General features: G+C 45.9%; 16 protein-coding genes. 12 read left to right on the top strand and 4 right to left on the bottom strand.

The window, feature by feature from the left end:
- Positions 1-10: 10 nt before the first annotated feature.
- On the bottom strand, positions 11-2,044 hold the full coding sequence (locus HMPREF0650_RS03050) for a DUF5686 family protein (protein ID WP_081454842.1): 2,034 nt from the start codon (positions 2,042-2,044) through the stop codon (positions 11-13).
- Between the two features lie 827 nt (positions 2,045-2,871).
- Between HMPREF0650_RS03050 and HMPREF0650_RS03045 the strand changes: the two genes are divergently transcribed.
- The 11 genes from HMPREF0650_RS03045 (at position 2,872) to HMPREF0650_RS02995 (ending at position 17,074) form a co-directional block, all read left to right on the top strand.
- Positions 2,872-3,867: an AAA family ATPase gene (locus HMPREF0650_RS03045; protein ID WP_004348290.1), complete on the top strand. Its 996-nt coding sequence runs from the start codon at positions 2,872-2,874 to the stop codon at positions 3,865-3,867.
- Positions 3,868-3,950: 83 nt separating this feature from the next.
- Entirely contained in the window at positions 3,951-4,841 is an 891-nt protein-coding gene (locus HMPREF0650_RS03040; protein ID WP_004348289.1) for a DUF58 domain-containing protein, read from the top strand.
- Positions 4,842-4,890: 49 nt separating this feature from the next.
- Positions 4,891-5,979 carry a hypothetical protein gene (locus tag HMPREF0650_RS03035; protein WP_004348288.1) on the top strand — a complete coding sequence of 363 codons (1,089 nt, stop codon included), beginning with the start codon at positions 4,891-4,893 and terminating at the stop codon, positions 5,977-5,979.
- Positions 5,980-6,016: 37 nt separating this feature from the next.
- On the top strand, positions 6,017-7,015 hold the full coding sequence (locus HMPREF0650_RS03030) for a vWA domain-containing protein (protein WP_004348287.1): 999 nt from the start codon (positions 6,017-6,019) through the stop codon (positions 7,013-7,015).
- A gap of 90 nt (positions 7,016-7,105) precedes the next feature.
- Positions 7,106-8,143, top strand: coding sequence for a VWA domain-containing protein (locus tag HMPREF0650_RS03025; protein WP_004348286.1), 1,038 nt, complete (start codon positions 7,106-7,108; stop codon positions 8,141-8,143).
- Positions 8,140-8,832 (top strand): tetratricopeptide repeat protein, encoded by a 693-nt coding sequence (locus HMPREF0650_RS03020; RefSeq protein WP_040562271.1) that lies wholly within the window; start codon positions 8,140-8,142, stop codon positions 8,830-8,832. Before HMPREF0650_RS03025 ends, HMPREF0650_RS03020 begins: the two co-directional genes overlap by 4 nt.
- A gap of 19 nt (positions 8,833-8,851) precedes the next feature.
- Positions 8,852-11,464 carry a BatD family protein gene (locus HMPREF0650_RS03015; RefSeq protein ID WP_004348284.1) on the top strand — a complete coding sequence of 871 codons (2,613 nt, stop codon included), beginning with the start codon at positions 8,852-8,854 and terminating at the stop codon, positions 11,462-11,464.
- 26 nt (positions 11,465-11,490) lie between these two features.
- Positions 11,491-12,189, top strand: a complete 699-nt coding sequence (locus tag HMPREF0650_RS03010; protein ID WP_004348282.1) for a phosphatase PAP2 family protein — start codon at positions 11,491-11,493, stop codon at positions 12,187-12,189.
- 22 nt (positions 12,190-12,211) lie between these two features.
- Positions 12,212-13,510, top strand: a complete 1,299-nt coding sequence (locus HMPREF0650_RS03005; RefSeq protein WP_004348280.1) for an S-adenosylmethionine:tRNA ribosyltransferase-isomerase — start codon at positions 12,212-12,214, stop codon at positions 13,508-13,510.
- Positions 13,511-13,633: 123 nt separating this feature from the next.
- Positions 13,634-14,806, top strand: a complete 1,173-nt coding sequence (locus HMPREF0650_RS03000; protein ID WP_004348278.1) for a DUF2027 domain-containing protein — start codon at positions 13,634-13,636, stop codon at positions 14,804-14,806.
- A 210-nt stretch (positions 14,807-15,016) separates the two neighbouring features.
- Positions 15,017-17,074, top strand: coding sequence for an NAD(+) synthase (locus HMPREF0650_RS02995; protein ID WP_004348277.1), 2,058 nt, complete (start codon positions 15,017-15,019; stop codon positions 17,072-17,074).
- An 89-nt stretch (positions 17,075-17,163) separates the two neighbouring features.
- Here the strand turns inward: HMPREF0650_RS02995 and HMPREF0650_RS02990 are convergent, their stop codons facing one another.
- From HMPREF0650_RS02990 to HMPREF0650_RS02980, 3 genes are read right to left on the bottom strand one after another with little or no spacing between them, the layout of a single operon-like run.
- Positions 17,164-18,273, bottom strand: coding sequence for a glycosyltransferase family protein (locus HMPREF0650_RS02990; RefSeq protein WP_004348276.1), 1,110 nt, complete (start codon positions 18,271-18,273; stop codon positions 17,164-17,166).
- A complete protein-coding gene (locus HMPREF0650_RS02985) occupies positions 18,270-19,247 on the bottom strand; it encodes a glycosyltransferase (protein WP_004348275.1) in 978 nt (325 codons plus the stop codon). The genes HMPREF0650_RS02990 and HMPREF0650_RS02985 overlap by 4 nt, the downstream gene beginning before the upstream one ends.
- Positions 19,199-20,119: a glycosyltransferase family 2 protein gene (locus HMPREF0650_RS02980; protein ID WP_040562268.1), complete on the bottom strand. Its 921-nt coding sequence runs from the start codon at positions 20,117-20,119 to the stop codon at positions 19,199-19,201. The genes HMPREF0650_RS02985 and HMPREF0650_RS02980 overlap by 49 nt, the downstream gene beginning before the upstream one ends.
- A 336-nt stretch (positions 20,120-20,455) precedes the next feature.
- On the opposite strand from HMPREF0650_RS02980, the gene HMPREF0650_RS02975 reads away from it, so the two are divergent.
- Entirely contained in the window at positions 20,456-21,961 is a 1,506-nt protein-coding gene (locus tag HMPREF0650_RS02975; RefSeq protein WP_004348273.1) for a glutamine synthetase family protein, read from the top strand.
- Positions 21,962-22,135: the final 174 nt, after the last annotated feature.

The following is a 22,135-nucleotide window of genomic DNA, read 5'->3' as shown; positions in this document are numbered from 1 at the left end:
ATTCCGAGTTTTACCATTGTCTGAATAGTTCAAAACCAAACTTGAATCCGAAGTTCCTGTACTTGCCATTGATGGTCGATACAAATGCTCCAACAGAGGCCAGACGCGTCTTGAAAGCATAACCCAGTTCGATATAAGGATGGGCCTGCTTTGCGTGTAAAGCACTGAAATATAGTCTTTCTCGCTCTATGAAATGTCCCGCGAGTGGCACCCAGGCAAGTATTAAGAAAGGTGACTCGTATGTGAAGTTGGCTCTCGCATAATAATGAGATGAATTATACAGGTCTGAATCCAGCAGTTCAAATTCGCCTGACCAATCGTCTATCCATCCATCGGGGAGGAACGTCTGTCTGAAGTTCTCAAAATCCACAAAGTAATCATTGTTGGAGCGATGGGTATAAAAACCGCCTCCCAAGCGCATGGACAAGCTCTGCACGTTCCACAAGGGCAGGATGTACTGACCGTCAAATTCCCAACGCGTGTACGGCACGTTGGTGTTCGCCAACTTATTGAGGCTTTGTTCGTAGCTGGCGGTCAGGGTAGGACCCGCATATCCCCAGGGTCTATATTGCACTTGTAACTTTGGGGCGAGAGAAGAATACACCCTAGGCTTGTTGATGAGGACGAATCCCTCTTTGTGTACGGCGGAACGGTGGTGGAGAATCAGTCCGGCTTGGAAACCAATGTGCTTGGTTAGGTCATAATTGGTAAAACAATCCCAGTAAGTATCTTTGAACTCATCCAATTGCATGCCCTCCCAAATGGGATTGTTGTCGGTGGCCAAGTTCAGCTCGTTAACCAGTCTTCTGTTTTTGATACGGCGACCACCGGATAGGGTAGTTTTCAGGTATGCGTTGTGTTGTTTGTCAAAATAATAGATGAGTGGCGTCCAAAAATAAAACTGTTTGAGTTTGAAAGAATAGCCGGCCTTGAACTGAAGCCAAAGGTCACTGTTGTTCGTAAACTTGTATCCGCCACGAATATTAAACTTATAATAAAATCCTTGGTTGTTGCTGTATCCCATGAAGAGCGGGTTCAAGATGGGGTTGATTCTAAAGTATCCTTGTTGGTCTGGCCCGAATTTTTGGTTGATATGCGTCAGCACATTTTCCCCAATCATGTCCCACAAAATGGTTTTCAGTTTCATTCGTTTGCTGGTTGGCGAAAGACTGTCAATCTTTGTCGTGTCCTTCTCCGCAGCTTCTCTTGCCTTCACTATCCTGCCGTAGATTAGTTTCTCGTACGAAGTGAGCGGCTCTGGTCTCAACTGTTTCATCTTGTTCATATCATGGTCGTCCTCCATGTGGTCGTCAACAGGTTTGGGCAGATTGTAAGCCATGGTGTAATGAGCTTTGATGTCATTGCCCAGAAACAGGAAACGAGCATCCAAGTTGCATTTCTCCGGGCGTATAGCTTGCATGATACCGCTACCCATTTTGATGAAAAGCCTGAATTGTATCATGTCGTATTCACCCGCCAGCCTCACTTGTATGATGCGGCCGTCATGGGGCGTTACGATGGCCACCCCGTTAACCAGCAGCGTGTTTTTCAGCTTGGGCTTGAACCTCAGTCGGATAACACTGTCAGATTCCTGCTCTAAGCTGTATTTGTAATATATTTTATTCTGCTTGTTGAAGGGTGAAAGAATGTTTTCGCCAATCATGGTCACGTCGTATATGTTGGGCGTGAGATAGCTCATCAAGGTTGGCATGGCAACGTGTCGGCGGGGAATGGTGGACAGTGACAGCAGCTTTTTTGTAGTAAAGTCGCCAGAAGGCAGTAACGACACTTCGTTGAAACTTTCCTGTACATATTCCCGTCTGCCGCCATGGGCCACCGCATACATGGTAGGTACGGCCATGAGGAACACATTGCGCTTGTTCACACGCAACGAAGACTTGATGTAAGCATAGCTGGTGGTGTCGGCAACTCGCCTGATTTCGATATTTTGCGGGTAGCTGAAAACGCGGTGCAACAAAGTGTCGAGTTTACTTTTTGCAGACCATACTTCCTGTGGCAATGCGAGGCAGGGAAGTATTAACATCACTACTTTCAACAATGCTGTTCTCACCAAGGACAAAGGTACGATAACCTTGACAAAAAAACGAACAATTAGTTAATTTCTTATCGGTATTTTTTATTCATCTGCGGATGGAAAAAATTCCATACGAGTGATGGCAAATGGCAGAAGGTACCCTGCAATTTGCGCTCGAGCAGGATAATCCATAGTTGGCTCCTTGGCCGTTTTCATTATTTATCTCTCCCCATAATTTCTGACAACTCAAAAAACTTTGACGCACAATGGTATTGTGAAAATTGTCCTAAAAAATGACAATAAATTTGCTGTTGCAAAAGGTTGAAATAGAAAAAATTGATAGGTATTCGGGATGCATAGAAGGGGTAAAAAACCAAGTTTTACATCCTTAAGTTGTAAAAGCATGGAGTTTTTCTTGTAAAGTGTATGAGTTTGCTCTTTAATAAGCATGCGTTTGGTGCGTAAATGGTATCATATAAAAGCGTTAAAACGCCATTTTAGCTATTAAAACGAGCGATAAGTCACGTTGAAAATCACTATGAAAATCGTAAAATACTGACAACTAAAGCATTGCGTTTTTCGCTCATTTTTGCGATATTTTCATCTTTGGACGTCTTCATGGAAAATACGCGAAGCACAGAGCACCTTTTGTTAAGAAAAATTCATCAAATCCATTATCGCACATCATCATCCCCTTGTGAAGCATGAAGGCCAAAAGTTCTTAAAATATTGAAATATAGTGGTAAAATAAATATAAAATGGTGGGCAACTTTCGCTTCTGTGTCATTATTGTTGTATTTTTGCGTTCAGTTTAAAAATTGAATAACAACACAATTATGGCAGAAGCTATTGATATTCGTGAGTTAAACATGCGGATAGAACAACAGAGCGGTTTTGTGACCGACCTTGTTCGAGGTATGGATCAAGTCATCATCGGTCAGAAACATTTGGTTGATTCTTTATTGATTTCCTTGCTCAGCGATGGACACATCTTGTTGGAAGGTGTTCCTGGATTGGCCAAGACACTGGCCATCAAAACGCTGGCCCAATTGATAGAAGCAGACTACAGTCGAATTCAGTTTACCCCCGACTTGTTGCCTGCCGACGTGATTGGTACCCTGATTTATTCGCAGAAGGAAGAGAAGTTTCAAGTGAAAAAGGGTCCGGTGTTCGCCAACTTCGTCTTGGCAGATGAGATTAACCGAGCACCAGCAAAGGTGCAGAGTGCCTTGCTGGAAGCCATGCAGGAACACCAGGTGACTATCGGTGAAAACACCTTTAAGTTACCTAATCCGTTCTTGGTGATGGCCACGCAAAACCCCATTGAACAAGAAGGTACTTATGAACTCCCCGAGGCTCAGGTAGACCGTTTCATGCTGAAGGTGGTCATTGATTATCCTACCTTGGAAGAGGAGAAACTCATCATCCGTGAAAACCTTCAAGGTGCCATGCCGCAGGTCACGCCCGTGACCACTGCGGAGGAAATTCTCAAGGCTCGTACCATTGTCAACGAAGTGTATATCGACGAAAAAATTGAACAGTACATCGCTGACATTGTTTTTGCTACTCGATATCCCGAACGCTATCAGCTGCCCGAACTGAAAGACATGATTACGTTCGGCGGTTCGCCGCGTGCCTCCATCAACCTGGCCAAGGCAGCTCGCGCATACGCCTTCATCAAACATCGCGGATACGTTGTTCCTGAAGATGTGAGAGCGGTGGCACACGACGTGCTGCGTCATCGCATCGGATTGTCGTACGAGGCTGAAGCCAGCAACATGACATCAGAGGAAATCGTGTCGAAAATCATCAACAAGATAGAAGTGCCCTAAAGCGGGACGAGGAACAACTTGCACAGACAGTCGCGTCTGATGAGAAACAACCCTGAAGGGCATGGTTCTACTGGATGAAGAATATGGATACAAGTGAAATTTTAAAAAAGGTAAGGAAAATTGAGATTAAGACTCGCGGACTGAGTCAGAATATCTTTGCAGGGCAGTATCATACTGCCTTCAAAGGGCATGGTATGGCTTTCTCGGAAGTGAGAGAATACCAGTTTGGTGATGATGTCCGTGATATTGATTGGAATGTCACCGCCCGCTTTAACCGTCCCTACATCAAGGTGTTTGAAGAGGAACGCGAGCTCACGGTGATGCTGCTCATCGACGTCTCCGGCTCTTTGGATTTTGGAACTAAGAAGCAAACCAAAAGAGAGATGGCCACTGAGATTGCAGCCACTCTTGCCTTCAGCGCCATACAGAACAATGACAAGATTGGTGTTATCTTCTTTTCAGACAGAATAGAGAAATATATCCCGCCCAAGAAAGGACGCAAACATATTCTGTACATCATACGCGAGATGTTGGATTTTGATCCAGAGAGCAAGAAAACAGATGTTGCCATGGCCATAGAATACCTCACGCGAATGATGAAACGACGCTGCACGGCCTGCGTGTTAAGCGACTTCTACATCCGGCACGATGCCAAAGAATACGATCGTTTTGAGCATGCCATGAACATTGCAAACCATAAACACGACATGGTTGCCGTGCAAATATACGACCCACGTGCCAAAAACCTGCCAAACATTGGCCTGATGAAAATATGTGACGCAGAGACGGGGCATGAGATGATAATAGACACCTCGTCGGCCAAACTGCGCCGCGCCCATACGGCTTATTGGATGGAACGCAATGCCCAACTTAAGCAAACGTTTGCCAAAAGTGGGGTAGACTGGACGAGTGTGGCAACGGACGAAGACTATGTGAAGGCCATGATGCGACTATTTGCACAGCGTGGCGTTTAACAAGCTTGTCCGTGGTGGGCGAACCATCTATCTGGTGTGTAAATACCTTATGCGAATGAATGTAAACATAAAATATATCGTTGGTATCTTGCTTTGCCTTTTGTGCAAAACAAGCTTGTCTGCCCAAACGGCCGTCGAACAAAAGATTGATTCGGTTGGCATCTTCATTGGGCAGCAGGCTCACATGACCATTGACGTGACGGCTCATGAGCGTGCCAAGATTCAATTTCCATCCCTCAAACCCTCGCAATATTTAGTTCCGGGAGTAGAAATCATAGATGTTTCGGATGCCGATACAACGGCATTGGACAATCACTTTGTGAAGGTGTCTAAGAAATATACCATCACCTCGTTCGATGAAAAATTGTATGCCATTCCCGGGCAGAAAGTAAAGATTGATGGAAAGGAATATGTGGGTGGTACCTTGGCGTTGAAGGTGGTTACCATGGATGTGGACACGCTGCATCCTAACCAGTTTTTCCCACCAAAGGACGTGCAGGATAATCCTTTCCTGTGGAGCGAATGGAGTCCTATCTTTTGGATGAGCGTCCTCATGTTAGTACTCTGTATCATAGGATTTTATCTATACCTCAGACTCAAGAACAACAAGCCTATCATCACCCGAATTAAAATCGTCAAGAAGATACCTCCTCACCAGAAAGCCCTTACGGCTATCGAGAAGCTGAAAGTGGAGAAGATGACTACCTCAACCGATCAGAAGACTTACTATACCGAGCTGACTGACACGTTGAGAAAGTACATCGAGGAACGTTTTGGCTTCAACGCCATGGAGATGACCACTACCGAAATCATCTACCATTTGCAGCAGAACGGTGACCGTAAGATGATGGACGAGCTGAAGGGACTGTTCGAAACGGCCGATTTGGTGAAATTCGCCAAGCACGAAGCACTCATCAACGAAAATGACATGAACCTTGTCAATGCCATCAATTTCATTGATCAGACAAAGATAGAGGGCCAGCCTACCGAAGAACGCATCGTTCCTAAACTTGATGAGAGTGACAGGCGTAAGCAAAAAAACAGAATGACAATCAAGACCCTACTCGCGGTCATAGGCATTGGTGTGCTGGGCTTGCTAGTTTATGTCATCTATCATGTTTATCTCCTGGTGATATAATTGGGAGCGGATGTGATGTCATTAAAATGAATGAAACGTGGAATTTGTAAATAGAGAATATTTCCTACTGCTGTTGCTGCTCATTCCCTATGTGGTATGGTACTTCCTTTATCGCAAGAAGAGTGAGCCAACCATGCGAATGAGCGATACGCATGCTTATCTGTTCGCACCTAAGAGCTGGCGAATGCGGCTGATTCATCTGCCTATGGTGCTTCGGTGCCTCACCTTCATCCTGGTGGTGTGCGTGCTGGCTCGGCCACAAACGCGCAACTCTTGGGATCAGAGGTCTGTCGAGGGCATTGACATCATGTTGGCTATGGACGTTTCTACGTCTATGTTGGCAGAGGACTTGAGGCCCAATAGATTGGAAGCGGCCAAGAATGTTGCTGCCGAATTTATTTCAGGCAGGCCCAATGACAACATCGGATTGACGATATTTGCTGGTGAATCGTTCACCCAATGTCCTATGACCACCGATCACGCCTCGCTCTTGAACCTGTTGCGAAACGTTCGTACAGACATCGCTGCGCGTGGATTGATTTCTGATGGTACGGCCGTAGGGATGGGATTGGCCAACGCTGTTTCGCGTTTGAAAGACTCCAAGGCCAAGAGTAAGGTGGTGATTCTCATCACCGATGGCAGCAACAACATGGGTGACATCTCGCCGATGACCAGTGCCCAGATTGCCCAGAGCTTGGGCATCAGGGTGTATACCATTGGCGTAGGAACCAACAAGGTGGCTCCTTATCCCATGAATGTGGGAGGGACGACACAATATGTGAACATTCCGGTGGAGATAGACTCAAAGACCTTGAGTGACATCGCCGCTGTGACGGAAGGCAACTTTTACAGAGCAACCAATAACAAAGAATTGAAACAGATTTACAACGATATAGACAAGTTGGAGAAAACAAAGATGGAAGTCAAGAAATTCTCCAAGCGATATGAAGCCTTTCAGCCGTTTGCTTTAGCAGCTATCATCAGCTTGCTGTTGGAACTGCTGCTGAGAAATACGGTTTTACGTCGTATTCCTTAAAGGTTTTACTGTGCAACTCGTCAAACTTGTTCGCGTGAAAAACGTACGACGGCTGTATAAGCTGTATAATATGTTGAATACGGAAAGTATATGGTAAGATTTGAAGACCCGATATATCTTTGGCTATTAGTCCTGATTCCACTATTGGCATTGGTTCGTTTTATGGGCTATCGCCGAAGAAGACAGAAATTAAAGAAGTTTGGTGACCCCGAACTCTTGAAGTTGCAGATGGCCGATACCTCGAAGTATCGTCCGTCTGTCAAGTTCTGGTTGTTGCAGGCTGCACTGGCTTTGCTTATCATCATGTTTGCCCGGCCACAGATGGGGTCGAAGATATCCAACGAGAAACGCAGAGGTATAGAAACCATCATCGCCTTGGATATATCAAACTCCATGATGGCAGAAGACGTGGTTCCGTCGAGATTGGCCAAGAGTAAGCTGATGGTAGAAAACTTGGTGGACAACTTTACCAACGACAAAATAGGGCTTGTGGTGTTTGCCGGAGAGGCCTTTGTGCAACTGCCCATTACGAGTGATTATGTCAGTGCGAAGATGTTTCTGCAGAATGCCGATCCTTCACTCATCACCACCCAAGGCACTAATATAGCACAGGCCATCCGCTTGTCTATGAGCAGCTTTACGCAACAAGATAAAGTGGGGCGTGCCATCATCTTGATTACCGACGGTGAAGACCATGAAGGTGAGGCATTGGAGGCAGCCAAAGAAGCTCGGAAGAAAGGCATCAACGTATATATATTAGGTGTAGGTGAAACCAAAGGTGCTCCCATTCCAACACCAGACGGTGGCTATATGACTGATGATAGGGGACAAACCGTCATGACAGCCTTGAATGAGAAGATGTGTCAAGAAGTGGCTAAGGCTGGTGAAGGAACCTACATACATGTTGACAACACGAGCGATGCGCAGAAGCAATTGAATGATGAGCTGGCCAAACTACAGAAAGGTGAAACCAACAGTGTGATTTATAGTGAATATGACGAGCAGTTTCAGGCTTTTGCCATTCTGGCTCTCCTGTTGTTGATTCTTGAAATATGCATATTGGAAAGCAAAAATCCAATGCTGAGTAAGGTTCGGCTGTTCAAAAAAAAGGAGAATAGAGAGGGATGAATAATACATTAATCAGATATATGCTGGGCTTGTTTGTCATGGCTTTGTGTGCGACAAACGTGTATGCGCAGAGTGACCGGCAGTTTATTCGCTCGGGCAACAAGCTGTATCGGTCGCAAAACTACGCCAAGGCAGAAGCTGAATATCGTAAAGCCATTGCACAAAATGGTCAAAATCCACAAGCTTTGTACAATCTTGGATGTGCGCTGATGATGCAGCAGAAAGATTCTGCGGCGATTGTGCAATATGAAAATGCGGGGAAGTTGGAGAGCAGTAAATCCAGAAAGGCGAAGATATTTCATAACATTGGGGTGATTTGTCAGAATCATCAAATGTATGGAGAGGCGATTGAAGCCTATAAAGAGAGTCTTCGTAACAATCCGGATGACAACGAGACGCGCTACAACCTGGCTCTTTGCAAACGCCAACAGAAGAATCAAAAACAGAATGGTGGCGAGCAAAAGAAGAAAGACGATCAGAATGGTAAGGATAAACAGAAGAAAGATGATCAGCAGCAAAAGCAACAGGATCAGCAACAACAGCAAAAGAACAAGCCGAAAGATCGGATGAGTAAGGAGAATGCGGAGCAACTCTTAAATGCAGCCACGCAGCAAGAAAAGGCCACACAGCAACGCATGAAGAAAGCCATGCGGCAGTCGGGCAAGAAAAAGCTGAAGAAGAATTGGTAAATCACACGTGATCAAAAGGATGAATAAGAAAAGGATGAAGCTATATCTCAATTATATATTTATCACCATACTCATTTGTACGTTGTGCCCACTGGTTGGCAACGCACAATCCATCACCGTGTCAGTGCCATCCCATGTGTCAGTAGGAGAGAACTTCAGACTGTCGTACACCATCAACACACAAGAGGTAGACGATTTCAGGGCTGGCAACATTCCTGATGCTATCGAGGTAATTGCCGGACCGTACACATCCAGCCAGTCGAGCTTTCAGATGGTCAACGGTCATACCAGCAGTTCGTCATCCATCACTTACACCTATACGTTGTATGCCTCAAAGAACGGAACGTACACCATTCCGCCTGCACATGCACGTATCAACGGAAAGACCATTACGTCGAGAGCAGCGAAAGTGACTGTGTCAGGTACCGCACGACAGAACAATGGTGCGCCTCAGATGCACGATGATTATGCAGGGGAGGCACAAATTAGAAAGGCTGGGAGTAAGATATCAGGTAACGATTTGTTCATCAAGGTGAGTGCCAATAAGCGAAGAGTGCATGAACAAGAACCTATCCTGCTGACTTATAAAGTATATACGCTTGTTGATTTGACACAACTGGAGGGTAAGATGCCTGACTTGACTGGCTTTCACACGCAGGAAATCAAGTTGCCACAGCAGAAAAACTTCCATGTAGAAAAGGTCAACGGGAAAAACTATCGCTGTGTTACGTGGAGTCAGTATGTCATGTATCCGCAAGTAACGGGAAAACTGGAGATACCAAGTATCACCTTCAAAGGCATCGTTGTCCAGCAGAACAGGGCCGTCGATCCCTTTGAAGCGTTCTTCAACGGAGGTTCTGGTTATGTGGAAGTAAAACGCAACATCGTGGCACCGGGATTGACGGTGCAGGTAGACCCATTGCCTAAGCGTCCCTCTGATTTTTCTGGTGGGGTGGGAAAATTCAACCTTTCAGCTTCGGTCAATCATACGGAAGTGAAGGCTGGCGAACCCATATCCCTGCGTGTTGTCGTGGGAGGCGTAGGTAATCTGAAACTGATTAAACAGCCAGACGTTGCATTCCCCAAAGACTTTGACAAGTATGATGCAAAGATAACGGATAAAACTAAATTGACAGCAAATGGTGTTGAAGGCAACATGATTTATGACATACTGGCGGTTCCCAGAAATCAAGGACAGTATGAAATACCTCCCATTGCGTTTACTTATTACGACACAGGCCTGAATGCCTACAAAACCATCAAGACACAGGCTTTCAAGATCAACGTGAAGAAGGGTGATGGCAAAGGCTCTTCGGTGGCTGACTATCGACAGGAGAAGGCTAACGACATCAGAGGTCTCAAATTACAAAAGGTGAGAATGCACCGTGTGGATGAGTTCTTCTTTGGTTCTCCGCAATATTGGGTGAGCTTGTTGGTGCCGCTGTTGGCATTTATCATCTTGTTGGTTGTGTTCCGTAAACGCGCTTTAGACCATGCAGACATTGTGAAAATGCGTGGTAAGAAAGCCAACAAGGTGGCGACCAAGCGACTGAAGAAAGCCAGAAACCTCATGGAACAGAATAAACAAGCCGAGTTCTATGATGAAGTGTTGCATGCCTTGTGGGGATATGTTAGTGATAAATTGAACATGCCGGTCGAACAGCTGTCACGTGAGAATATCGCTGACAATTTGCAACGGCAGGCTGTTGATAACAAAACTATCGATACATTTATCTCGGCACTGGATGAATGTGAGTTTGAAAGATATGCCCCTGGTGACCCATCGGGTAATATGAATAAGACGATTGACTCAGCCATGACCGCGATTATGGAAATAGAAAATGTGATGAAAACGAGCTCAAAACATAAAAACAGCTCGACAGTTCATAGCAAAACATTTTTGTTTTGTGTGTTGATGGTGTTCGTTTCATTTTCAGCTTCGGCCATCACCAAGGAGAACGCTGATACCGAATATAAACGAGGCAATTATCAACAGGCTATCAAGGATTATGAGGAATTGCTCAAAAAAGGCGTCAATGCTGACTTGTACTATAATTTGGGTAACGCATACTATCGTACAGATAACATCACCCAGGCCATCCTTGCCTACGAACGTGCGCTAATGTTGTCTCCGGGTGACGATGACATTCGTTTCAATTTGCAGTTTGCTAGCTCAAAAACCATTGACAAAATTACCCCAGAGAGTGAAATGTTCTTCGTTACCTGGTATCACTCATTGGTCAATTTTACAAGTGTTGACAACTGGGCTGTCATGGCAATTGCGTCCATTGTATTGGTGTTGTTGCTAGTACTCATGTTTCTCTTTGGCCCCAATGTAATGTTGCGAAAGATTGGCTTTTATGGCGGCTGTTTGTTCTTTGTCCTCTTTATTTTCTGTAACTTCTTTGCCTATCAGCAGAAGTATAATCTTCAGAACAGGAAGGCAGCCATCGTCATTGCTCCTTCCGTCGCAGTCAAGAAGACACCAGCTAATGGTAGTGCAGACGAGTTTGTCATCCATGAGGGCACAAAGGTGGACATCACAGACAAAGGACTCAACGATTGGCGTGGCATTCGCTTGGCTGATGGGAGAGAAGGATGGTTGCGAACCCGTCAGATAGAAGAAATATAATACATTATTAATACAGCATCCTGAAGTTGAATATACAAGCTATAACTAATCTGGATCATCAACTGCTGTTTGCACTGAACGGTTCTGACTCATTGTTTCTGGATGGAATGATGATGACTATGACGTCCAGTGTGACGTGGATTCCTCTGTATATCGCCTTGGTTTATCTTGTTATCAAGAACAATGAGACGATGACACAGATATTTCTCGTTCTTGGTTTTGCTACCTTGTGCTTGCTTCTATCATCGGGAATGGCCGATGCCTTCATCAAACCTTTGGTGGGTAGGATTCGTCCTTGTAACGACCCGATGCTGAAATACCAAATCGACGTGGTTGACCAATATCGTCCGAGGACTTTTAGTTTCTTTTCAGGTCATGCGTCCAACACGTTTTCTATTGCCCTGTTTCTCTGTCTGTTAGTCAGAAGTAGTTTGTTCAGCTTCTTTATGATTACATGGTCTTTGATTAATGCCTACACCAGACTATACTTAGGTGTGCATTATCCAAGTGACGTACTGGTGGGATTCGCTTGGGCAACAGTCGTTGGATTCAGTACCTATTGGATGTATTGTCGGGTGAATCGAAAGCTCTCGGCCAATACGAATTACATCTCGAGTCAGTACACCCAAACGGGGTATAACTATAAGGACGTTCATCTTGTTATCTTAGTGATGTCTGTATCTTACATGTATGCTATATTTAGAGGATTAGTGTTGTTTACTTAATGGAGGTAAGAACGAAGAAATAATGGATACAAAACATATACATATTAGTGATTATCAGTACGATTTGCCCGACGATCGTATTGCAAAATTTCCTATAGCACAGCGCGATCACAGTAAACTGCTTTTGTACAATCAAGGAAAAGTTGGTGAAGATGTGTTCTATCATCTGAAGGATCATCTCCCACAGGGGGCTTTGATGATTTTCAATAACACCAAAGTCATCCAGGCGCGAATGTACTTTATGAAGAGTACAGGCGCCAGGATAGAGGCGTTTTTGATGGAACCTGCTGCTCCAACTGATTACGAACAGATTTTCCAGACAAGGGGTCACTGTGCGTGGTACTGCATGATTGGCAATTTGAAGAAATGGAAAGAAGGGTCTCTTGCTCGTTCCTACGAAATAAAGGGTCGCAGTCTTACGCTGACTATAACCAGGAAAAGTCAGCAGAAAGAGGATCAGGCAGAGGGAAATCTACAGCTGTCAGCACCTGCCACTCATCATTGGATAGAGTTTGATTGGGATGCAGAAGATATTAGTTTTTCAGAAATATTAGAGGATATGGGCGAGCTGCCCATTCCTCCTTATCTCAATCGGGAAACGCAAGAGAGCGACAAGACCACTTATCAGACCGTGTATTCTAAGATAAAAGGGTCGGTGGCAGCTCCAACCGCAGGTCTGCACTTTACCAACGATGTGCTCAAGTCGTTAGACGAGCATGGCATCGATAGGGAAGAGGTTACCCTTCACGTTGGAGCCGGAACGTTCAAACCCGTGAAAAGTCAAGAGATTGAAGATCATGACATGCACACCGAGTACATCTGCGTACACCAACAAACGTTGGAGAAGCTGTTGCGACACGATGCAAGTGCCATCGCAGTAGGTACAACCAGTGTGCGGACATTGGAAAGTTTGTATTATATGGGCGTGTATCTGTCGGAACACCCCGATGCCTCAGAAGCCGAGTTACATGTCAGTCAATGGGCTCCTTATGAGAGAATGCGAGAGGATGGAACGACGGAACAGTTGGACGGGGGATTGATAGACGGCATCACATCGATGCAAGCAATACAAAACGTCCTCGACTATCTCAAGCGAAATCAATTGGGAGCCTTGCACAGTTCTACCCAAATCATCATCGCACCTGGCTATGAATACAAGATAGTGAAGATGTTGATTACCAACTTCCATCAACCACAGAGCACACTGTTGCTGCTGGTCAGTGCATTCGTTCATGGCGACTGGCGGAAGATTTACGACTATGCGCTGGCACACGATTTCCGCTTTCTCAGCTATGGAGACAGCAGTTTGCTGATTCCTTAATCGGGAGTACCACTCGATACCACGTCCGATGATAGCAGTATAAGCGTTGAACGTCCCTGCGCTGGACACGTCTGGCAGGGAAAGTAGAAATAAACATGTTGGATATTTACATTTTTTTATAAGATGAAGATAGGTGATAAAGTAAGTTTTCTCAGTGAGTCTGGCGGTGGTATCATCGCAGGATTCCAAGGAAAAAATATCGTATTGGTAGAGGATGAAGATGGTTTTCAGATTCCTACTCCCATCAATGAAGTGGTGCTTGTTCGGGAAGACGATTATAGCACCAGCAAAGTTGTGAGTTCTCTTTCACCGAAACCTACTTCTGTGAAGCAGGCCGTCAGCCATGCTGAAATGGATGAGGAGGAGGAAGAGATTGAGCAAGACCCGGCTGACAAGGAGATTACCTTCCGTGCTCCGGTAGAAGAGCGTAAAGGTGGCAACCAACTTAGTTGCTATCTTGCCTTTGTACCATTGGATATCAAGGAGGTGACTCATACGAGATTCGAATGTTATTTCGTGAACGACAGCAACTATTATGTTCGATTCACTTACCTTGCAGCAGAAGGACAGAGCTGGACGTTGAAAGCTACGCAAGAGGTAGAGCCTGATACGAAAGAATTTATCGACGAGTTTGGTCGTGAGGATTTAAATGAATTGGGTCGGGTAGCCATTCAACTGATTGCCTACAAGCGTGAGAAACCATTCATCTTGAAGCCTGCAGTGGATGTGCAGTTCAGAATCGATCCAGTGAAATTCTACAAGCTTCACACCTTCGAAGAGAACGACTTCTTTGAGCAACCAGCCTTGTTGTACACCATCATCGAAAATGATAAAACCGCGCGACCGTTGGTTGTGGACCCCACTGCTTTGAAGGCCGAGATGTATCAAAAGGCTGAACAGGATCACACCAAAGTTGCACCATCGGCAAAAACACAGACCGATACCTACATGAGTCGGTACGATGACAAGCGCCGAAAAGGTAATCCTTTTGTGATGAAGCATCGGGGTGATGACAATCTTCTGGTGGTTGACCTGCATGCCAACGAGTTGTTGGACTCTACTGCGGGCATGAGTGCCACGGATATTCTGAATTACCAACGGAAGAAGTTTCGTGACACTATAGCTGAGTATGCTAATAAGAAAGGGCAAAAAATCATCTTCATCCATGGTAAAGGTGAGGGTGTGCTGAGGCGAGCGCTCATCAACGACCTGAATTATCGCTACAAGAAATATCCATATCAGGACGCAAGTTTCCAGGAATATGGTTACGGAGCCACGCAGGTGACGATTAAATAAAGGGGAGTTAACGGGAGTTACGGGAGGAGTTAACAGGAGTTAATGGACAATAGCTTTACAGTATAACTTAGGAGTTAATGGGAGTTACGAGGGGAGTTAATGGGAGTAAACAGACATTACTCTTTCCAATAAAAACGAATTTGCTGGTATACTTCATTTGCCTCCACTTACTCCAGTCAAATAATACGAACAACTTTAAATCAATACAATATGAAATCAGGATTTATCAAAGTAGCATGTGCAGTACCACTAGTCAAGGTGGCTGACTGCAAGTACAACGTTGAGCAAACTGAAGCTCAGATTGCTCAAGCCGAAGAACAGGGTGTCGAAATCATCGTCTTTCCAGAGTTAGGCATCACTTCTTACACGTGTCAGGACTTGTTTCAGCAGAATCTTTTATTAGATGCGTCAGAAGCTTCTGTACTTCATTTGCTGGAATTCACGCGAAAGTTAGACGTTATTGTCATCGTAGGACTGCCTATCATTGTCGGAGATTTGCTCTTGAATTGCGGCATGGTCATTCAGCAAGGACAGATTATTGGGGTGATTCCAAAGACCTACCTGCCCGATTACAGTGAGTTTTATGAGAAAAGATGGTTTGCGTCTTCGCAGGATTTGAAAGAAACAACCATACGTTATGCTGGACAGCAAATCGTGGTGACGCCCGATCCACAAATCTTTGTGACTGCCGACGGCGTTCAATTTGGTGTTGAAATATGTGAGGACGTGTGGGCACCCGTTCCCCCCAGTAATACATTAGCATTGGCAGGTGCCGACATCATCTTCAACCTCTCGGCCAGTGATGCTGTGGTTGGCAAGTACAACTACCTCAAGAGCTTGCTCTCTCAACAAAGTTCGAGAACCATCACAGGGTATGTCTATGCGACCAGTGGTTTTGGTGAGAGTACGCAAGACTTGGTTTATGCGGGCAATGGACTCATCTATGAAAAAGGAACCTTGCTGGCAGAGGGGAAACGATTTACGTTCGAAGGACAGATACAAACCGCACAGATAGACATTGAGATGTTGAGAGCAGAGCGCAGAACCAATTCAACGTATGTCAATGCCCAGCGACAAGTAAATAATTACGCCAAGCAAAAAGGATTCGCTGACAACTTGATCCCTAACCAGTTCGCCATTTTTAGCAGTGGTTCAACCATCCATTACCTGCAATGCCTGTCATGTCTGCGGTCGTATGACTTCAAGCTTGAGCGCGAGATTAATCCACATCCCTTCCTCCCAGATACAGAACAACTGGATGAAAGCTGTGAGGAGGTACTCAACATCCAGTCGATGGGGTTGGCTACGCGCATCAAGCACATAGGTTGTCGTAACGCTGTCCTGGGCATCAGTGGTGGCTTGGATTCTACGTTGGCACTGTTGGTTTGCGTGTTGACGTTCGACCAACTTGGTTACGACCGCAAAGGAATCATCGGTGTGACCATGCCAGGCTTCGGAACGACAGACCGAACCTATCACAATGCTATTGATTTGATGCAAGAGCTTGGTATCACCATCAAGGAAATCGACATCCGTAAGAGCGTCAACCAGCATTTCGAAGACATTGGGCATGACCCCAATGTACATGATGCGACGTATGAAAACTGTCAGGCTCGCGAGCGCACACAGATATTAATGGATTTGAGCAATCAGCTCAATGCTTTGGTGGTTGGCACTGGCGACTTGTCCGAATTGGCCTTAGGGTGGGCAACCTATAATGGCGACCACATGTCCATGTATGGTGTTAACGCAGGGGTTCCTAAGACCATGATTAGGTTTTTGGTGCGTTTCTATGCCCAACACCTCACTTGTGATGATCGGGCCGCACGCATCTTGATGGATGTTATTGATACGCCCATCTCGCCCGAGTTGACACCTGCCGACGAGCATGGGGATATTAAGCAAAAGACAGAGGATCTGGTGGGCCCGTACGAGTTACACGATTTCTTCCTTTATTATTTCTTACGTTTTGGCTTCCGTCCTCGCAAGATATTCTTGTTGGCCAAAAAAGCTTTCGCAGAAACAAAACCGCAGCAGCGGCAAGACCTTGAGGGTGACTCGCTTAAGATGATAGGATATTATGATGAGGAAACTATTAAGAAGTGGCTCAAGGTATTTTGCAAGCGTTTCTTCTCTCAGCAATTCAAGCGTTCATGTTTGCCTGATGGACCCAAGGTGGTCAGCGTGAGCTTAAGTCCTCGTGGTGATTGGCGCATGCCAAGCGACGCAACCAGCAGACTTTGGTTAGAAGAGTGTGATAGCTTGTAAACAATGTGAACAGCATGTATGCTGTCAAGGCATACGAAAGATGATTACATAGCTTAAGTTTCACTCCCTCATTAACAACAAAAACTGTTTTAGGGAGTGAAACTTTTGTTATAAAAATCTACATATTGCTTGGCCACTTGCACGTAGTCGTGGTGCTTCTTGATATAGTCTATGCTTTGTTGTTGTAGCCGTTTCACCCGTTCGGGATGTTGTACCAGCAACTCCAACTCATGCTCAACGCTTTCATAGGAAGGTTCTACGTTGATGATGGGCCTTAGCTCCGTTTCCTTCAGTATTTCGTAGTTCTCCGGTTCGCCGCCACCGATGCAGATGATACCTCGGCTCATAGCCTCCAGAGCATTCATGGCAGGAGTATAACTGTAAAGCTGATCCAGTATGACATCTGCTTCGTCCATCATGCGTTGGTATTGATGAAAAGGCACACTTTCGGCTATTTGCAAACTTACTTGATGGGGATATTTCAGCACGAGGTCTTGTGCAGCTTTCAACATGATGTCTGTTCCTTTGTAGACAGACCGTTCACGATTGATGCCTATAAACAGTTTTAGCCGATGGTCACCATTCGTCATTGGTTGCCTTTCACTCATCGTTTTTGTCCGAATAGGAAAGGGGATGAACGTTGTTTTGTCGGGAAAGTGGGCATGGTAGCATACCCAATATTCGTAAAGTCCTGCAATGATGCCGTCACAATCGTGTGCCATATATTCATTGAGCCATTGTTTATCCGTCCCCAACCAGTCCCTTTGCTCTTTTAGTGCATCAGCTGTTTGGCGTAATTCTTTGCCCATATTGAAATCGCTATACTTCAGCGGCATGTCGGTGCAACAGGTGTGAACCCAGTAGTAATCCATGCCAAAGGCACCCATGAATATCTTTTTGTTGTGTTTGCGCAAGTATTTGTAAATGGGCATGATGCGGTGTGCTTTGATTTCCAAGAACATCGGGTTAACTACCTGCACGACATCATAGCCACATAACAGGGGGAGCAAGCGGTATAGTTTCGCCATGTAACGCATACCGCCTAATTTTCCCAGTGTTCTTGACAAATCGATGTCGCGCTGATAGTTCTTCCAGAAGTCACCATTCGATACCACGGTTACTGTGTGTCCCAACTGTCGCAGTCCTTCTGCCAATGTCCAGTGCACATTGCTGTATTCTCCTAAAAGCAAAATCTTCATCTCAATGTCATTAAAATGAGCAAATATCTGCCTGCTTTGGTGCGTATTAACCGTCTGAAAAGGCTGTACTTACGGGTATATTTCTTATCGGGTAGCGGATAGAGTCCATGTCGCCTCATCTCCTGCAAAGCAGTTTCAAGTCGGTGAAGACTGTGCGTATAGCGTGCCACATTATATATATAGTCCATAGAGAGCTGTGCGATGCGTCGCTGCATGGCGTTTCGCTCCATGGGAGGTAGCGTGTCAATGCGTTGCTGAAATTGTCCCAATATCCGAAGAGTATCTTGCAGGCGTTGCAATTGGGTTTTCTTATTTTTGCTTGTGGTACACGAGTTGTCTCTCTTTCGATAGTAATACGCCTTGGCATCGGTAATGTACAATCGTTCGGTGCGCAAGATGAGCAGGGGTGTGAATTCCTCATCTTCGTTCAGCAAGCCTGGTGTAAATCTTAATCCGCACAACAAATCACGCTTAAAGAGCATGCTCCAAACAGCAACTTTCAGGTTGTGTGTACTCATATATTGGCTACCAGTCATTGGACCTTCAATATTGTAGTTGTTGTCTTGCTTTTTGTTGCGTGTCAAATCGAACTTCACCATCTCGGCATCCTGACATCGCACAAGATCCAAACAATGTTCATAGACAAAGGGGATGAGTGCGTCGTCGCCATCAACAAACTGGATATATTCGCCTTTGGCGACACACAAACCCATATTGCGAGCACTTGCAGCCCCTTGGTTGGGCTGGCGTATATAGACAATTTTGTCGAGATAAGCGTTCAAGGCACTGAGGAGAGACGTGTCGGAGCCGTCGTCTACCACAATTATCTCGCAACTTTTTGCGTCAAGCGATAGCATCAGAATACTGTCTAAGCACTCTGTAACTAAAGAAGCTGGCAAATTGTAAACGGGTATGATGAAGCTCACTAACGGCTTCTTCGATACACCTTGTGTATAAATTGGTTCAGTTGGCATAAGCGTTGTATTCCTATGAGACTGGAAAGCCTCGTCTTAAATGGAATGTCTTGCTGACCGCGAAAGTTGAATGAGGGTAGAGTGGGTTGTGCTCCCGTCATCTCGCAGACATCCATTTGTATGTTTAATATGTGTTCGTAGTAATTGGCAAATCCCTCATGTTCTGTTAATTGAGAATCTTGTAACAATGCAAGATGAGCATGCAGCAAATCCTTGAGTTGTTCACCACCAGCCGTTGCGGTGATGCCCTGCGGATTGTCAACGTAGAAATACATACCTTTATCGGTGGTGGCTACCACCTTGCTTTGTCGTAAAAGCAATGGTAGGGTGTACACATCTTCAAACACCTTATTCACAGGATAGCGTACTTGGTTGAAAAGCCTGCGTTTGTACACCTTGTTACAAGCGTAGGTGTGTAGGTAGGCTTGACTCTCAAACCAATAGGTGAGCATATTGCTGTAACGCTTTGCAGGAAAGGATAATATCTTTTCTCGCTGTTTGTTTCGAGTGTGGAGGGTAATAGGATATTCAATGATATCTATGTCTGGTTGATCCACTAATTGTTGCATCACTTGTTGGTAGGTGTCTTTGCGCACATAGTCGTCACTGTCTAAAAGCGTGACGTAGCTACCTTGTGCCTGCAACAACCCCGAATTGCGAGCAGCACTTAGTCCGCCATTGGTTTGATGTACCACTTTGATGCGGTTATCTTGCAGGCAAAACTCATCGCACAGCGCAGGACAACCGTCAGGTGAACCGTCATCTACCAAGATAAGTTCCCAGTCGGTAAAGGTTTGTTGCAAAATACTCTTCACACATCGTTGCAATGTTTCCTCGACAAAATAGACAGGTATGATGATACTTAATAGCATGTCTTGACTGTTGTAACGTATCTGCAAAGGTAACTGTTTCTACGCACAAACACAAATAGGTTTCATGTTTTGTTAAGCAACTCTCACAGCTCTTTCATGGAAGGAAGGTTGTTGGTAATTATAAGTGGGTTCAAGCAAGATAATTCCGTAATTTGTTAGGAAAAAATCTTTTTATAGGATCTATTCCCGTTGTCTTTATCAAATAATCCAAAACTTTATGTCTATAATCTCCCCCCTCCCCCGCATTATTTCCATGTTTTTATTTGGCGGTGTGAAAACAAATAACTAATTTTGCATGCAAAATTACATTACTAACTTGTAAAATATATTAATACTATGACAAAAGCAGAACTGGCAATGAATGCCAACCCCGTGGTGGCATTCCTGCAGAAGCCTACGGAAGAATTTACGAAGGCAGACATCATCCGCTTCATCGAGGCCAATGAAGTGAAGATGGTCAATTTCATGTATCCTGCGGACGACGGCAAGTTGAAGACCCTCAACTTTGTCATCACGAACAGGGATTACCTTGAGACCATACTGACATGCGGTGAGCGTGTCGACGGCTCGAGCCTGTTCTCATTCATCGAGGCGGGAAGCAGTGACCTGTATGTGCTGCCGCGTTTCAGCACGGCGTTCCTCGACCCGTTCGCAGAAATCCCGACGCTCTGCATGTTGTGCAGTTACTTCGACAAAGACGGCAATCCGCTCGCATCTTCTCCCGAGAACACGCTGCGCAAGGCGTGCCGCGCATTCCGCGAGACAACGGGAATGGAGTTCTATGCGATGGGCGAGCTCGAATACTACGTCATAGACGAAGACCCGGAGGTGTTCCCGGCAATCGACCAGCACGGATACCACGAGTCTGCCCCGTATGCCAAGATGAACGACTTCCGCCAGCAGTGCATGCTCTATGTGGCACAGACCGGAGGGGAGATAAAATACGGGCACTCGGAAGTGGGCATCTTCACAGAGGACGGCCTGCTCTACGAACAGAATGAGATTGAGTTCCTGCCGGTGTACGCCGAGAAAGCCGCCGACCAGCTCATGCTGGCGAAATGGGCTATTAGGAACCTGGCATACGAGATGGGGCTCAACGTGACGTTCGCCCCGAAGATTACCGTGGGCAAGGCAGGAAGCGGGCTGCACATACACATGCGCATGGTGAAGGACGGCAAGAACCAGATGCTCGATGGCGGGAAACTGAGCGCCGCAGCGCGCAAGGCCATCGCCGGAATGATGGACCTGGCAGAGAGCATCACCGCCTTTGGCAACAAGAACCCAACGTCATATTTCCGCCTCGTGCCGCATCAGGAAGCGCCGACAAACGTTTGCTGGGGCGACCGCAACCGCAGCGTGCTCGTCAGAGTGCCGCTCGGGTGGACAGCAGGCATCGACCTCTGCCACGCAGCAAACCCGCAGGAGCCGGAGGCCATCGCCGACACATCGGCAAAGCAGACGGTGGAGATGCGCTCACCGGACGGCAGCGCCGACCTGTACCAACTCATCGCCGGCCTCTGCGTGGCATGCCGCCATGGCTTCGAGATGGACAACGCGCTCGAAGTGGCAGACAGCACATACGTCAACGTCAACATACACGATGCAGCAAACGCCGACAAACTCAGTAAACTGGCTCAGTTGCCTGACAGCTGCTGCGCATCCGCCGACTGCCTCGAGCGCCAGCGCGCGGTGTATGAGGAGAAGGGCGTGTTCAGCAAGGCCATGATCGACGGCATCATCAAGCAGCTACGCTCATTCAATGACCGCACGCTCCGCCACGACATCGAGAAGAACCACGATGCCACGAAGGAGCTCGTGCAGGAATACTTCCACTGCGGATAAGCCTGCAACGGCAAAATAGATATTCAGGAGTTAAGGAGTTGCGAAGCCAAAGAGACAACCTCGGCTGCACAATCCCTTAACTCCTGATATTTTAAAAACTGCGGTATTAAACAATGAAGGATAAAGGGGCATAGTTGCTGCCCGAGTTCCTTAACATCTCTTAATTCTTTAAAA

The organism is Hoylesella buccalis ATCC 35310 (genome assembly GCF_000177075.1).
GTDB classification, from domain to species: Bacteria; Bacteroidota; Bacteroidia; order Bacteroidales; family Bacteroidaceae; genus Prevotella; species Prevotella buccalis.
This window is presented reverse-complemented; position numbering and strand designations above follow the sequence as displayed.